The sequence below is a fragment of the Pseudarthrobacter kochi genome (assembly GCF_055412805.1).
The window spans coordinates 1-13,598 of sequence record NZ_JBVAYV010000006.1 but is presented as its reverse complement, the minus strand read 5'-3'; the positions used below and the strand labels follow the sequence as shown (position 1 = coordinate 13,598).

Below are 13,598 nucleotides of genomic sequence, written 5' to 3'. Positions count from 1 at the left end.
CGTGGCGGCACGGGCGGCGGCCGCGGGCACCGGTTCGTGGCGCAGGTATCTCCGGTCGAAGCGGCCGCTCCCGGCGGTCAGCGCCCGCAGCTCGATCGCGTACCGCAACAGCTCCTGGTCCGGCACTTCGGCCGCGATTTCCGTCAGGTCTCCCCCGGTCGACGTCGACCCGGTCAGTCGCGCGCGGCGCGACGACAGGTCGCTCATCACCGCGCCCACGTGTTCGTCCGAAACGCTGACCGTCACGGCCGAAACAGGCTCCAGCAGTTGGATGCGCCCGGCCGCCGCAGCCTCCCGCAACGCCAGCGCCCCGGCTGCCTGGAAGGCCGCATCCGACGAGTCCACGCTGTGGGCCTTGCCGCCGAGCAGGGTCACCCGGATGTCCACCACCGGGAAGCCGGCGAAGACCCCCTTCTGCATCTGTGCCCGCACACCTTTTTCCACCGAGGCGACAAAGGGTCCCGGGATGACTCCGCCCACGGTCTTGTCCACGAATTCAAAGCCGCCGCCCCGTTCCAGCGGTTCAACCGCGATGTCACAGACGGAGTACTGGCCATGTCCCCCGGACTGCTTGACGTGCCGGCCGTGGCCCGCAGCCGGCCCGGCGAACGTCTCGCGCAGGGGGGGGTGTGACGACGTCGACAGTCTGCAGGTTGACGCCCTGCTCCCGCAGCCTGCCCAGGACCACGTCCGCATGCGCCTCGCCCATGCACCAGAGGACCAGCTGGTGTCCTTACCACCTCGCCGAGCAGCGGCCCGGCAGGGTCGCACTCCGGTGGGGCGGCCGGGCTGCCGTCCGGGTGGGATACCGCCGGCCGCTCATGTTCGGTTGGATCAGGAAAGGCCCGTGTCACCACGTCCAGGAGTTCCGCCAGCCCGACGCCGGTTTCGGCGGAGGTCGCGAGCACCGGATGGAAGGACCCCCGGGCGATTGCTGTCACCAGGTCGCTGACCAGGATTTCCGGGGGGATGTCCTCGCCTCCGAGGTACCGGTCCATCAAGGTTTCGTCCTCGCTTTCAGCGATGATGCCTTCGATGAGCGCGCCCCGGGCGGCCTCCGAGCCGGCACGTTCGACGTCGTCAGCGTTCCGGTACACCGGCGGCGCGTCGCCTGTCGTCTGTCCCGAAACGGTGTCCGCGAGCAAACCCAGCAGAACGGTGATACCGCCTCCCTCGCTGACCGGAAGGTAGAGCGGCAGGACCCCCTCGCCGAAGGCCCGCTGGCATCCTGCAAGGGCGGCGTCGAAGTCCGCCCTGGGGTGGTCCAGCCGGCTGATCACCACGGCCCGCGGAACCCCGGCACGCTGGCACTCGCCCCACAGGGCCGTGGTGGAAGCATCGATGTCGTCAACCGCCGAGACGACGAACAGCGCCGTGTCTGCCGCCCTCAGCCCGGCGCGGAGTTCCCCGACGAAGTCCGGGTAGCCCGGCGTATCGAGCAGGTTCACTTTGATGCCGCCCGCCACCAAGGGCACTACGGAGAGAGCGACGGATCGTTGCTGGTGGACTGCGGCGGGCTCAGAGTCACTCACGGTGGTGCCGTCGGTGATGGACCCCTTGCGCGGAATCGCGCCGGTTGCGGCAAGCAGCGCCTCGGCCAGCATGGTCTTGCCCGATCCCGAGCGGCCAACCAGCGCCACATTCCGGATCTGCTCCGGCTTCTCCGGCGGCAGGGTGCCGGAGGCATCGGCCCGCCGGAGTTCGGACGTGCCCCGGGCGGCCGCCTTAGCCGGGACCCTGGCGTCTTTCGCAGGCATGGGAACCTCCTGGGTTGCATCGCCGGGAACAGGCCGGGCCGCCAGCTTCCCGGCCGCGTGGGCTGTCTCCATGGATTTGACACCCTGGGACGTCCCGACGGCAAGACGCAACCGCCAGCCCCGCTGCTGCAGCGCCGCGGCTGGAGCGGACCTGACGCCTGGCTCAGCTTCCGGCGTAGGCTTGGACGCATGCCTTCCGCAACGCCTCCCCTCCCCCGCCCCGCAGGCACCCGCCCCACCCCCGGCCCGGGGGCAAGCCGGTCCGTAGTGCTGGCCGCCTGCGCCGATGCCGCGCTGATCCTCATTTTCGCCGCCATCGGCCGCGACGCCCATCAGCGCGGCGACGTCATCAGCGGGGTGCTGTCCACTGCCTGGCCGTTCCTCGTTGGGGCGGCACTGTCCTGGCTGGTCCTGCGGCTGTGGCGCTCGCCGCTGGCCCTCTGGCCCGCAGGCGTTGCAGTCTGGCTTGGTGCGGTCACGGTCGGCATGCTCCTGCGGGCCGTCACCGGACAAACCGTGGTACTGCCGTTCGTCATTGTTGCGCTGATCAGCCTGGGAATCCTGCTGCTCGGGTATCGGCTGGTGGCCGCCGGTGCCCGGCGGCTCAACACACGCCGCAGCAAGGCGTAATGGACTAGGCTTGCAGGGACACGGCCGAGGCCCGCGGAGCACCATCCGGGCCTGAACTCGGCCGGCAACGGCGCAACAGATCCGGAAAGGTTCACACGTGGTCACCGCTTTCGTCCTGATTAAGACAGACGCTTCCCGTATCCCGGAGACCGCGGAAGAAATCTCCGCCATCCAGGGCATCAGCGAGGTCTACTCCGTGACCGGCGAATGGGATCTCATCGCGATCGCGCGGGTTCCGAAGCATGAGGACCTCGCCGACGCCATCGCGGACAAGCTGTCCAAGGTTCCCGGCGTTGTCCACACCACCACACAGATCGCTTTCCGGGCCTACTCCCAGCACGACCTGGACGCGGCCTTCGCCCTCGGCTTCGAACAGTAGGGCCCGGCGGCTGCGGGGCCGGGATCGCCGGCTGCCGTTTCCGCTGGCGGTTCAGCTGCGCGAGAGCGCGACCCAGCGGTCCAGCACGGCAGTGGCAGCACCTGACTCGATGGACTCTTCTGCGCGCTTCAACGCCGCGGCCATCCGCTCGGTGAACGGGCCGACAGCCTCCAGGTCAAACGCCACGAGTCCGGCAGCGGCGTTCAGCAGCGCGGCATCGCGCGCGGAACCGTGGGCACCGGAGAGGACGGACCGCACGACGGCGGCATTGGCCGCGGCGTCCCCGCCGCGGAGCTCCTCGAGGGTTGCCTGCCGGATGCCCAGCTCGCGCGGGTCGAAGATCTCCTCATTCACTGCCCCGTGCCGGATTTCCCACACCCGGGACGGGCCGGTGGTGGTGAGCTCGTCCAGTCCGTCGTTTCCGCGGAAGACGAGCCCCCGGCTGCCGCGCTTGGCCAGCACTCCTGCCACCAGCGGCGCCATCCGCTCGTTGGCGACGCCAACCGCCGAGGCCTGGACATGGGCAGGGTTAATCATCGGACCCAGGAAGTTGAAGGCCGTCGGCACTCCAAGTTCGCGGCGGGCGACGGCGGCATGCCGCATGGAGGGGTGGAATACCTGGGCGAAGCAGAACGTGATGCCGGCCTCTTCGGCGTTGAGGGCAACCCGGGGGATCGGCAGGTCCAGCCGGACCCCCAGGGCTTCAAGCACGTCGGCCGACCCGGAGGTCGAGGACGCTGCGCGGTTGCCGTGCTTAACCACCTTCGCACCGGCACCGGCCGCGATCAGGGCAGCCATGGTGGAAATATTCACCGTGTCCTGCTGGTCCCCGCCGGTTCCCACGATGTCCAGCTTCTGCCCTGCTATCTCAATGGGGCTCGCATTCGCGACCATCGCCTCGACCAGGCCAACAAGTTCCTCGACGGTTTCACCCTTGGACCGCAGCGCTACGAGGAACCCGGCAACCTGAACCGGGCTCGCCTCCCCGGACATGATCGAGTTCATCGCCCACTCCGTGTTGCCGGTCGTGAGATCCGTCCCGTCGATGAGTGCCTTGATGAGCCGCGGCCACGTGTTGACTGCCGCCTGTGCAGATGCCTGAGAAGTCACGTTCTGATGCTATCGAGGTGCGCACCGCAAAGACCAATGTGAACCGGTCCGGGAACTTTTCCGCGCGAATTCGCGTCTTTGTAGAAAAAGTCCCCGCAAAACGCGGTTTGCGTTGGGCAGGAGGGAGTTTTATAGACATAATGTCTATGTGACATCTTCGACCCATGCCCCCAGTACCCCGGCGCACCCGACGCTGAATCGCCCGAACATGGTTTCTGTTGGAACCGTAGTTTGGCTGTCCAGTGAGTTGATGTTCTTCGCCGGTCTCTTTGCCATGTACTTCACACTCCGTTCGACTTCCGGACAGATGTGGGCCGAAGAGACAGCCAAGCTCAACTTTCCCTTTGCGCTCGTCAACACGATTGTCCTCGTGGCAAGTTCCTTTACTTGCCAGATGGGCGTCTTCGCCGCCGAGCGGCTTCAGCCGCGTCGAAGCGGCGGCCGCCTCAGCTTCACCCGCTGGGGTATGAACGAATGGTTCACCGTGACATTCATCATGGGTTCCGTCTTCGTGGCCGGCCAGGCGACTGAGTACGCCATGCTCGTTTCCGAGCATGTCTCGCTCTCCTCCAACGCTTACGGTTCGGCCTTCTACATCACCACGGGCTTCCACGGCCTGCACGTTATCGGCGGTCTGGTTGCGTTCCTCCTCATCATGGGCCGCTCCTTCGCAGCGAAGAAGTTCGGCCACTTCGAAGCAACCTCCGCGATCGTCACCTCGTACTACTGGCACTTCGTCGACGTCGTCTGGATCGGCCTCTTCCTGGTCATCTACGTCCTCAAGTAGCAAGACTTGACTCTTTTTCTACAAGAGGCAGAATTTCAAGAAGCGGCTCCCGGAGCCAACGCACGATCGAATAAAGGAACCACCACGTGAAGGCACTCTCGCAGAAGCGACGTCACCCACTGGCAGCAATTGCACTTCTGCTGATGGGCCTCCTGGTCACTGGTGGGCTGTACGCCGTTGCCACCACAGTCAACCAGGCCAAGGCCACCACCAGCTTCAGCGCAAATGACGCAGAGGAAGGCGGCAAGCTCTTTGCCGCCAACTGCGCCACCTGCCACGGCATGGGGGCCAGCGGGTCCCAAGCCGGACCGTCCCTGGTAGGCGTCGGCGCTGCCGCCGTTGACTTCCAGGTTGGCACCGGCCGCATGCCCATGCAGATGAACGGCCCGCAGGCCTACAAGAAGCCCGCCCAGTTCAACGAGGAGCAGACCCACCAGCTGTCCGCTTACGTTGCCTCGCTCGGCCCGGGCCCGTCCATTCCCGAGGCAGGTGTCCTTGATGAAAAGGGCGACGCCGCCAAGGGTGGCGAGCTGTTCCGCACCAACTGCGCCATGTGCCACAACGCTGCTGCCGCCGGCGGCGCGCTGACCCGGGGCAAGTTCGCCCCGGCCCTCGCCGACGTCTCCGGCAAGCACATCTACGAAGCAATGGTCACGGGCCCGCAGAACATGCCGGTCTTCAGCGACGCCAACGTCGGACCCGAAGGCAAGCGTGACATCATCACCTTCCTGAAGCAGATCGAAGCCAACGGTTCACCCGGTGGCGCGGATCTGGGTTCTTTGGGCCCGGTGTCCGAAGGCCTGTTTGTCTGGATCGCCGGCCTCGGCGTCATCATCGCCTTCACCATCTGGCTGACGTCCCGGACGTCCTAGCCCACCTGTTGCACCTGTAAGAGTTTTCTGCTGACCCGTCAGCAGTTTGAATTGAAAGCTAACTCGGCACTCGCCGAGACGAGAGAGGGATGAGGCGAATTATGGGCAACCATAGTGACGGCAGTCCGAACCACTCGGGCACCGTAGCTACGGCTGGTCAGAATGAGGTGGAGAAGTTCCAGGATCCTGGAATTCCTCCGCATCGTTTGCGCCTGGCCGACACGGACCCGAAGGCCGCAAAACGAGCAGAACGGCAGGTAGCCCTTCTTTTCGGGATCTCGGTCGTTGGCACCCTGATTTTCCTGGTGGCCTACTTTGCCATCGATCTGGGCCATGACACCGCGATCGCGACGATCCGGCTGCAGAACGCGCTGCTCGGCATCGGTACCGCCTTTGCGATGCTCGGCATCGGCACCGGCATCGTGCACTGGGCGAAGGCCCTCATGCCGGACCATGAAGTCTCGGAAGAGCGTCATGCCATCCGCACCGAGGAAGACCGCCTTGCCGCCGTCCGGATCGTCGACGATATTGTCGAGGAAACGGGCATCAAGCGCCGGCCGCTGATCCGCAACACCCTTCTGGGCGCCGTGGCGCTGGCTCCCCTGCCGGCCCTCGCCGTCTTCGGTGACCTGGGTCCGCGTCCTGACAACGCACTGGCCCACACCATGTGGGCACCCCAGGACGGAAAGCTCAAGCGGCTCACCCGCGACCCCGATGGCACCCCCATCAAGGCCTCGGACGTCACCATCGGCTCGGCGTTCCACGTCATCCCGGAAGGGCTGAACGAACTGCACCAAGGCAAGCTGAACGAAAAGGCCAAGGCCGTCGTTCTGCTCATGCGCCTGAACCCCGAGTCCCTCAACCCTTCCGCTGGCCGTGAGGACTGGGGCTACAACGGGATCGTTGCATATTCGAAGATCTGCACCCACGTTGGTTGCCCTGTTGCCCTGTACGAGCAGCAGACCCATCACCTGCTGTGCCCGTGCCACCAGTCAACCTTTGACCTGACCCAGGAATGCAAGGTTATCTTTGGCCCGGCCAGCCGTCCTCTCCCCCAACTGCCAATCGCAGTAGATGCCGAGGGCTACCTGGTCGCCACCAGCGACTTCCATGAACCTGTTGGACCTAGCTATTGGGAGCGTGATGAGCATGAGCGCAACATCAACGCCTAATGCCCCCGCCTTCGTCGCCAAGACCAAGGGCGGCCGTATCACCAACTTCGTTGACGAGCGCGTCGGCGGTTCCGGGATCCTGCGTGAATTCGGCCGCAAAGTCTTTCCGGACCACTGGTCGTTCATGTTTGGTGAAGTGGCGCTGTACTCCTTCGTCATCCTGCTGCTCTCGGGCACCTTCCTGACATTCTTCTTTGATCCGTCCATGGCGGAGACGCGCTACGCCGGTTCGTACACGCCGCTGAAGAACGTCGAAATGTCCGTGGCGTACAGCTCCTCCCTGAACATCTCCTTCGATGTCCGTGGCGGCCTGTTCATGCGCCAGGTCCACCACTGGTCCGCGCTGCTGTTTGTGGCCTCGGTGTCGGTGCACATGCTGCGCGTATTCTTCACCGGCGCCTTCCGCAAGCCACGCGAAATGAACTGGGTGGTGGGCAGCGTGCTGCTCATCCTTTCGATGGCTGCCGGCTTCACCGGCTACTCGCTTCCCGATGACCTGCTGTCCGGCAACGGCCTGCGCATCATCGACGGCGTGATCAAGTCCATCCCGGTCATCGGAACGTACATTTCGTTCTTCCTCTTCGGCGGAGAGTTCCCCGGCACGGCCATCATCGGCCGCCTGTACATGCTGCACATTCTGCTGGTTCCGGCGCTTATCCTCCTGATGATCGTGATGCACCTCTTTATGGTGGTGGTGCACAAGCACACCCAGTACCCCGGCCCGGGCCGCAACGACGGCAACGTCGTCGGCTACCCCCTTGGCCCGGTCTACGCAGCCAAGGCCGGCGGCTTCTTCTTCATCGTGTTCGGTGTCGTCGCACTCATGGCCGGCTTCTTCACCATCAACCCGATCTGGAACTACGGGCCCTACGATCCCTCCCCCGTGTCGGCGGGCACCCAGCCTGACTGGTACATCGGCTTCGTTGACGGCGCCCTGCGCCTGATGCCGGGCATCATCGGAGACTGGAAGATCGAGCAGATCTGGTTCGGCCACGTCTTCACCTTCAACGTCCTGCTCCCGGCCCTGGTGCCTGCAGGCATCCTCTTCACCGTGATGTTCACCTACCCGTGGATCGAGCGCTGGATCACCAAGGACAACCGTGAGCACCACGTCCTGGACCGTCCGCGGAACGCTCCGACGCGTACCGCCATCGGCATGGCCGGCTTTGTCTGGTACTGCGTCATGTGGGCAGCTGCCGGCTCGGACCTCATCGCCACGCACTTCCACGTGTCGCTGAACGATGTGACCTACTGGCTGCGTGCCCTGTTCTTCGTCGGCCCGGTCATTGCCTTCATCGTGACGAAGCGCATCGCCCTGGCCCTGCAGCGCAAGGACCGCGAAATTGCCCTGCACGGCCGTGAAACCGGCCGCATTGTGCGCCTGCCGCACGGGGAGTTCATCGAGGTCCACGCGCCGCTGGATGAGTACAAGCGCTACAAGCTGGTTGGCTTCGAGTCGCCGTCGCCCCTTCCTGCGGAGCCGAACGCCCATGGTGTCGTGGACAAGAAGGAAAAGCGCCGCGCGAAGCTCTCCCAGTGGTTCTTCGAGGACCGGGTCGCCCCGGCAACGCCCGCTGAGCTTGCGGCGGCCCACGGCCACCAAGGTGTCCACGAGGCTATTGAGTCCGGCGATACCCAGAAGACGCTCAGCCACTAAGCGTCTGCAGTGAACACCAGAAAGGCCCGGTCCACCAGGACCGGGCCTTTCTGCATCCCCCGGCACCACACACCAACGCGGGGTCAGCCAGCGCCCATCCCGGGCCCCCGGATGGGCCGTAGCTGACCCCGCGTTGGTGTCAGGGGCGGTAGCCCGTGGCGTAGTTCCGAGTCGGGCGGACGCCGGGGCGCTGCAGCGGCACCCAGAGCTTGTAGCGGTCGGCCCGGTAGTAGGACACCGAGTAGTCCACCATGGCCCGCGCCACAAAGGCGTGGCGCTGGATCTTCAGCAGCGGCGACCCCACCTCGACATTGAGCAGACGGGCCGTCGACGGCGACGCCGCGGTCGCCTCAATCATGTCTTCGCCCCATTCCATCACCAGTCCGTAGCGTTCACTCAGGACGTTGTAGAGCGAGGTGGGCGGTTCGCCGTCGAGCAGGCCGGGCACCCGGTGGGCCGGGATGAAGTTCTCGTCCACGCTCATGGGTTCGTTGTCCGCCAGGAGCAGGCGGCGGAACCGCACCAGCGGCGTCCCCTCCTCCAGCTGGAGTTCCCGGGCCAGGAAAGCGCTGGCACCGATCTGCTCGAAGCTGAGGACCTTCGCCGCCGGGACCATGCCGCGGCGCTGCATTTCCTCGCTGTACGAGGTCAGCTTGACCTGCAGGTCCAGTTTGGGTTTCCGGACGAAGGTGCCCAGGCCCACCACACGCTCGATGACTTCCTCGCCGACGAGGGCATCGATGGCTTGGCGGACGGTCATCCGGGCCAGGCCGAATCGTTCAGCGAGATCCCGCTCCGAGGGCAGGGCAGAACCCGGCGGGCAGGCACTGACAATGTGGGCCCGGAGGATTTCCCTCAACTGGACATAGATGGGCGTACCGTTGTGCCGGTCAATCTCGCCGGCCATGCAGGCCGCGTCAGAGGGTGCCACTGCGCTGCCTACGGGAAGGAGTCATACCTCAAGGTTAAACCACGCCGGGTTCAGGTCTAGACCAGTCCGGCGTCTTGGTTCGCCCGGGAAGCCGGCCGCGGCTAGGCTTAAATGCGCCGGTCTCCCCCGGCGGAAAACCCCTCCTACAGACAAGGGAGTCCCGTTGCCAGTTCGGACCGCAATCGTCCAGGCCACCATCGGACTGCACGCACGGCCCGCGGCGCTGTTTGTCCGCGCTGTCCATGAAACCGGGCTGCCCGTCACCATCAGCAAGGACGGCCGGCATGGAGTGGATGCCCGGTCCTTGCTCGAAGTCATGACCGAGGATTTCCACTGCGGCTGCGTGGTGAAGCTCGCCGTTGCCCTTGAGGCCGTCCCGGCCCGCTACAGCCCTGACGACGTCGAGAGAGCCCTGGACGTCCTCAAGGACGTGCTGGAATCCGCCCGGTCCCGATAAGCGGCACAGGCCGCCCCAGGGCCTCTCCTGACGCACCAGCGACGGCGGGCCCCACCAAATGGTGGGGCCCGCCGTCGTAGTTGATGAGTATGTGTCCTTGCGGACGCTAGTGTGCGTGGTCTCCGCGGCTGTATTCGTAGACCCAGCCGACCAGGCCAACGAGCGCAAGCCCGCCGGCGATGTAGACGATCCAGAACCCGATGGCCAGGCCGAGGAATCCTGCGGCGGAGGCCAGGCCGAGGACCAGCGGCCACCAGCTCCACGGGCTGAAGTGGCCCTGCTCGCCGGCGCCCTCGTGGATCTCAGCGTCGCTGCGGTCCTCGGGGCGCATCCCGACGCGCTTCGCCGTGAAGGCGAGGTAGGCGCCGACCATGCCAGCGAGGCCAGCGACCAGCAGGAGCGCGAGGTAGCCTACCGGCTCAGTCCAGTTGGTCAGAACACCATAGACGATGGCGATCGGGACAAAGAAGAAGGCTCCGTATCCGAACAGCCTTGATTCGATTTTCACTGGGCCTGGTCCTTCTGGTCGGCGTTACCGAGCGCTGCTGCTGCCGGGGCAGGAGAATCGACGGTGTATGACTGGGAGAGCTCGGGGTGGTGCAGGTCCAGGGCAGGACGCTCCGAACGGATCCGCGGCAGCGAGGTGAAGTTGTGGCGCGGCGGCGGGCAGGAGGTTGCCCACTCGAGGGAGGCGCCGAAGCCCCAGGGGTCATCAACTTCGACCCGCTCGTTGCTGCGCCAGGTGATATAGACGTTCCAGAAGAACGGGATCAGCGAGGCACCCAACAGGAACGAGGAGTACGTGGAGAACTGGTTCATCCAGGTGAAGTTGTCCTGCGGCATGTAGTCCGCGTAGCGGCGCGGCATACCCTCAACGCCCAGCCAGTGCTGGATGAGGAAAGTGCCATGGAAGCCGAGGAACAGCATCCAGAAGTGGATCTTGCCCAGCCGCTCGTTGAGCATCTTGCCGGTCCATTTCGGCCACCAGAAGTAGAAGCCGGCGAACATCGCAAACACGACGGTACCGAACACCACGTAGTGGAAGTGCGCGACGACGAAGTAGGAGTCGGAAACGTGGAAGTCCAGCGGCGGGGAGGCCAGGATGATGCCGGTCAGGCCGCCGAAGAGGAACGTCGCCAGGAAGCCGATGCTCCACAGCATGGGGGTTTCGAAGGTGAGGGAGCCCCGCCACATGGTGCCGATCCAGTTGAAGAACTTCACTCCGGTCGGAACGGCGATCAGCATCGTCATAAAGGAGAAGAACGGCAGCAGGACCGAGCCGGTGACGTACATGTGGTGCGCCCACACGGTCACGGACAGGGCGGCGATGGAGATGGTCGCGTAAACGAGGCCCTTGTAGCCAAAGATCGGCTTCCGGCTGAAGACCGGGAAGATCTCCGAGACGATGCCGAAGAACGGCAGGGCGATGATGTAGACCTCGGGGTGCCCGAAGAACCAGAACAGGTGCTGCCAGAGGACGGCGCCGCCGTTCTCCGGGTCGAAGATGTGGGCTCCGAAGCGGCGGTCCGCGCCGAGGGCGAACAGTGCAGCTGCCAGCGGCGGGAAGGCCATCAGGACCAGGATGGACGTGACGAGGATGTTCCAGGTGAAGATCGGCATCCGCCACATGGTCATGCCCGGGGCCCGCATGCAGATGATCGTGGTGATGAAGTTGACCGCGCCAAGGATGGTACCGAAGCCGGTGAGCGCCAGGCCGAAGACCCAGAGGTCACCGCCCACGCCCGGGCTGAACGTCGTGTTGGACAGCGGCGCGTACGCGAACCAGCCAAACGATGCCGCGCCCTGCGGGGTGATGAAGCCGGACACGGCGATCGTCGAGCCGAAGAGGAAGAACCAGAAGGCCAGTGCGTTCAGCCGCGGGAAGGCGACATCGGGTGCGCCGATCTGCAGCGGCATCATAACGTTGGCGAAGCCGGCGAACAGCGGTGTCGCGAACATCAGCAGCATCACGGTGCCGTGCATGGTGAACAGCTGGTTGTACTGCTCTTTGGTCTGCAGGATCTGCATTCCGGGCTCGAACAGTTCGGCGCGGATCAGGAGCGCCATGACTCCGCCGAAGCAGAAGAACACGAAGGACGCGATCAGGTACATGTACCCGATGGTCTTGTGGTCGGTCGTGGTGATCCAGTTGACGACGATGCGTCCCTTGGATTTCGGTACTACGGGAGCCTCAAGGATCCCGGTGGGCTGGGAATAGGTAGTTGCCACGTCGCTCCCCTTACTTGGTTTCGGTCGGGGCCGGGTTGCGGTCGTACTCTTCGCCGAGGAGTCCCGTGTTGCCGTCCTGGCGCAGCTTCTCCAGGTGTGCCTGGAACTCGGCGTCGGAAACGACCTTCACGCGGAACAGCATTTCGGAGTGGTATTCGCCACAGAGTTCGGCGCATTTGCCGTCGTAGGTTCCCTCTTTGGTGGGGGTGAACCTGATGTAGTTGGTCTTTCCGGGGATCATGTCGCGCTTCTGGAGGAAGGCGGGAACCCAGAAGGAGTGGATGACGTCGCGGGCGTTAAGCTCCACGTCAACCGACTTGTTGACCGGAAGGTACAGGGTGGGCAGCTTTTCCTTGTCCACGGCCTCGCCGGTGAGGTGGGCCTGGACTCCGGCTTCGTGGACATCCTCGCGGATGACGTCGCCCTTTTTGTAGTTGAAGTCCCATGCCCACTGCTTGCCGCGGACGTCAACGACGACGTCGGCGGGCACAGCGCGGTTGTCGATCGCCTGCTGGTCACGGTCGGTGAAGTAGAAGAACACCAGGACCATGAACAGCGGGATCGTCAGGTAGAAGACCTCGAGGGGCAGGTTGAAGCTGTTCTGCCGGGGGAACCCGACGGTGCCTTTGCGGCGCCGGTAAGCGACGATGCACCAGATCATGAGGCCCCAGGTAATGACACCCACGACCAGAGCGGCAATCCATGAGTTGACCCAGAGGTCCATGATGCGGTCAGTGTGGTTGGTGGTGCCACGCTCAGTGGGCAGCCACCCTTTCTGTACCTCTGGTGAACATCCAGTCAAAGCCAACGCGCCGGCGAGTGCCAAGCCAGTGATCGTAGTGATCTGTTTGCGTCGGCTGCCGGTTCGGTTCTGCGAACTCACAGACGGCCCTTCCTACTTGTTGCTGTTGCCCGGGCCGCAAAATGACGGTCAAGGCACACGAAAAGTTTTACTACTCGGTGTAGAGCTTACCGCTCCCCGCGAGGTTTCGCCCACATGTCCGCGCCGTGCGTCGGAACCTTTTTGACGGGCCCGCTCGTTATGGATCCTGCGGCACTAAGGCCGGGCAGATTGCCCGGCCTTAGTGGAAGGAATCACCGCACGCACAGGAGCCGCCGGCGTTGGGGTTGTCGATCGTAAAGCCCTGCTTGGAGATGGTGTCCTCGAAGTCGATGCTGGCACCGCTGAGGTACGGAACGGACATTTTGTCGACAACAACTTCAACGCCGTCGTAGTCGCGGACGGCGTCGCCGTCGAGGAGCCGCTCGTCGAAGTACAGCTGGTAGATCAGGCCAGAGCAACCACCGGGCTGCACGGCCACGCGGAGGCGCAGATCGGTGCGGCCTTCCTGCTCGAGCAGGCTGCGGACCTTGCCGGCGGCGACGTCGGTCAGCTTGACCTCGTGCGTGGCCAGTTCCCCGCCCGCCGTGGCGGTGGTGTCGGCGCTGTTTTCATTGGTTGTAGTGCTCATGGCCTACCTTCTTATCGACAGTGGTGGCGGGGGGGGGGGCTTCGAGGCCCCCCCCCCCCCCCTCCCACTACACTCCTCCCCCCCCCCCCCCCCACCCCCCCCCCCCCCCCCCCCCCCCCCCCCCCCCCCCCCCCCCCCCCCCCCC

The 13,598-nt window shown here is 64.9% G+C and carries 13 protein-coding genes and 1 pseudogene; 7 read left to right on the top strand and 7 right to left on the bottom strand.

What is annotated here, in order from left to right:
- Nucleotides 1–18 precede the first annotated feature (18 nt).
- A pseudogene (locus ACZY0Y_RS04945) lies at nucleotides 19–1,757 on the bottom strand (GTP-binding protein); the annotation flags it as partial.
- Nucleotides 1,758–1,946: 189 nt separating this feature from the next.
- On the opposite strand from ACZY0Y_RS04945, the gene ACZY0Y_RS04940 reads away from it, so the two are divergent.
- A complete protein-coding gene (locus ACZY0Y_RS04940; protein ID WP_463956993.1) occupies nucleotides 1,947–2,387 on the top strand; it encodes a DUF3054 domain-containing protein in 441 nt (146 codons plus the stop codon).
- Nucleotides 2,388–2,484: 97 nt separating this feature from the next.
- Nucleotides 2,485–2,766 carry an Lrp/AsnC family transcriptional regulator gene (locus tag ACZY0Y_RS04935; protein ID WP_144670379.1) on the top strand — a complete coding sequence of 94 codons (282 nt, stop codon included), beginning with the start codon at nucleotides 2,485–2,487 and terminating at the stop codon, nucleotides 2,764–2,766.
- A 51-nt stretch (nucleotides 2,767–2,817) separates the two neighbouring features.
- Here ACZY0Y_RS04935 and trpD read toward each other — a convergent pair whose 3' ends face one another.
- Complete coding sequence (gene trpD, locus ACZY0Y_RS04930) at nucleotides 2,818–3,876, bottom strand: anthranilate phosphoribosyltransferase (protein WP_463884664.1); 1,059 nt, start codon at nucleotides 3,874–3,876, stop codon at nucleotides 2,818–2,820.
- A gap of 112 nt (nucleotides 3,877–3,988) precedes the next feature.
- Here trpD and ctaE point away from each other — a divergent pair, with 112 nt between their 5' ends.
- The 4 genes from ctaE (at nucleotide 3,989) to qcrB (ending at nucleotide 8,364) form a co-directional block, all read left to right on the top strand.
- The gene (gene ctaE, locus ACZY0Y_RS04925; RefSeq protein ID WP_463884663.1) at nucleotides 3,989–4,663 is read left to right on the top strand and encodes an aa3-type cytochrome oxidase subunit III; all 675 of its coding nucleotides are present in this window, start codon (nucleotides 3,989–3,991) and stop codon (nucleotides 4,661–4,663) included.
- Between the two features lie 86 nt (nucleotides 4,664–4,749).
- Nucleotides 4,750–5,535: a cytochrome bc1 complex diheme cytochrome c subunit gene (gene qcrC / locus ACZY0Y_RS04920; RefSeq protein ID WP_463884662.1), complete on the top strand. Its 786-nt coding sequence runs from the start codon at nucleotides 4,750–4,752 to the stop codon at nucleotides 5,533–5,535.
- 101 nt (nucleotides 5,536–5,636) lie between these two features.
- Complete coding sequence (gene qcrA, locus ACZY0Y_RS04915) at nucleotides 5,637–6,707, top strand: cytochrome bc1 complex Rieske iron-sulfur subunit (protein WP_463884660.1); 1,071 nt, start codon at nucleotides 5,637–5,639, stop codon at nucleotides 6,705–6,707.
- Nucleotides 6,685–8,364, top strand: coding sequence for a cytochrome bc1 complex cytochrome b subunit (qcrB, locus tag ACZY0Y_RS04910; RefSeq protein WP_463884659.1), 1,680 nt, complete (start codon nucleotides 6,685–6,687; stop codon nucleotides 8,362–8,364). The genes qcrA and qcrB overlap by 23 nt, the downstream gene beginning before the upstream one ends.
- A gap of 139 nt (nucleotides 8,365–8,503) precedes the next feature.
- On the opposite strand, the gene ACZY0Y_RS04905 is transcribed toward qcrB, so the two are convergent.
- Nucleotides 8,504–9,271 carry a GntR family transcriptional regulator gene (locus ACZY0Y_RS04905; protein WP_202129191.1) on the bottom strand — a complete coding sequence of 256 codons (768 nt, stop codon included), beginning with the start codon at nucleotides 9,269–9,271 and terminating at the stop codon, nucleotides 8,504–8,506.
- Between the two features lie 187 nt (nucleotides 9,272–9,458).
- Between ACZY0Y_RS04905 and ACZY0Y_RS04900 the strand changes: the two genes are divergently transcribed.
- Nucleotides 9,459–9,752 (top strand): HPr family phosphocarrier protein, encoded by a 294-nt coding sequence (locus ACZY0Y_RS04900; RefSeq protein WP_463884657.1) that lies wholly within the window; start codon nucleotides 9,459–9,461, stop codon nucleotides 9,750–9,752.
- Nucleotides 9,753–9,858: 106 nt separating this feature from the next.
- Here ACZY0Y_RS04900 and ACZY0Y_RS04895 read toward each other — a convergent pair whose 3' ends face one another.
- The 4 genes from ACZY0Y_RS04895 to ACZY0Y_RS04880 form a co-directional block, all read right to left on the bottom strand.
- Nucleotides 9,859–10,260 carry a cytochrome c oxidase subunit 4 gene (locus ACZY0Y_RS04895; protein ID WP_463956992.1) on the bottom strand — a complete coding sequence of 134 codons (402 nt, stop codon included), beginning with the start codon at nucleotides 10,258–10,260 and terminating at the stop codon, nucleotides 9,859–9,861.
- Nucleotides 10,257–11,981 (bottom strand): aa3-type cytochrome oxidase subunit I, encoded by a 1,725-nt coding sequence (gene ctaD / locus ACZY0Y_RS04890; protein WP_463956991.1) that lies wholly within the window; start codon nucleotides 11,979–11,981, stop codon nucleotides 10,257–10,259. Before ctaD ends, ACZY0Y_RS04895 begins: the two co-directional genes overlap by 4 nt.
- 10 nt (nucleotides 11,982–11,991) lie before the next feature.
- Nucleotides 11,992–12,864 (bottom strand): aa3-type cytochrome oxidase subunit II, encoded by an 873-nt coding sequence (gene ctaC / locus ACZY0Y_RS04885; protein ID WP_463956990.1) that lies wholly within the window; start codon nucleotides 12,862–12,864, stop codon nucleotides 11,992–11,994.
- 199 nt (nucleotides 12,865–13,063) lie between these two features.
- Nucleotides 13,064–13,453: a HesB/IscA family protein gene (locus tag ACZY0Y_RS04880; RefSeq protein WP_069951776.1), complete on the bottom strand. Its 390-nt coding sequence runs from the start codon at nucleotides 13,451–13,453 to the stop codon at nucleotides 13,064–13,066.
- Between the last annotated feature and the right edge of the window lie 145 nt (nucleotides 13,454–13,598).

Excerpts from the sequence above, each read along its gene's own strand:
- qcrB (WP_463884659.1), top strand. The coding sequence starts at position 6,685 with ATGAGCGCAACATCAACGCCTAATGCCCCCGCCTTCGTCGCCAAGACC.
- ACZY0Y_RS04940 (WP_463956993.1), top strand. The coding sequence starts at position 1,947 with ATGCCTTCCGCAACGCCTCCCCTCCCCCGCCCCGCAGGCACCCGCCCC.
- qcrA (WP_463884660.1), top strand. The coding sequence starts at position 5,637 with ATGGGCAACCATAGTGACGGCAGTCCGAACCACTCGGGCACCGTAGCT.
- ACZY0Y_RS04905 (WP_202129191.1), bottom strand. The coding sequence starts at position 9,271 with ATGGCCGGCGAGATTGACCGGCACAACGGTACGCCCATCTATGTCCAG.
- ACZY0Y_RS04880 (WP_069951776.1), bottom strand. The coding sequence starts at position 13,453 with ATGAGCACTACAACCAATGAAAACAGCGCCGACACCACCGCCACGGCG.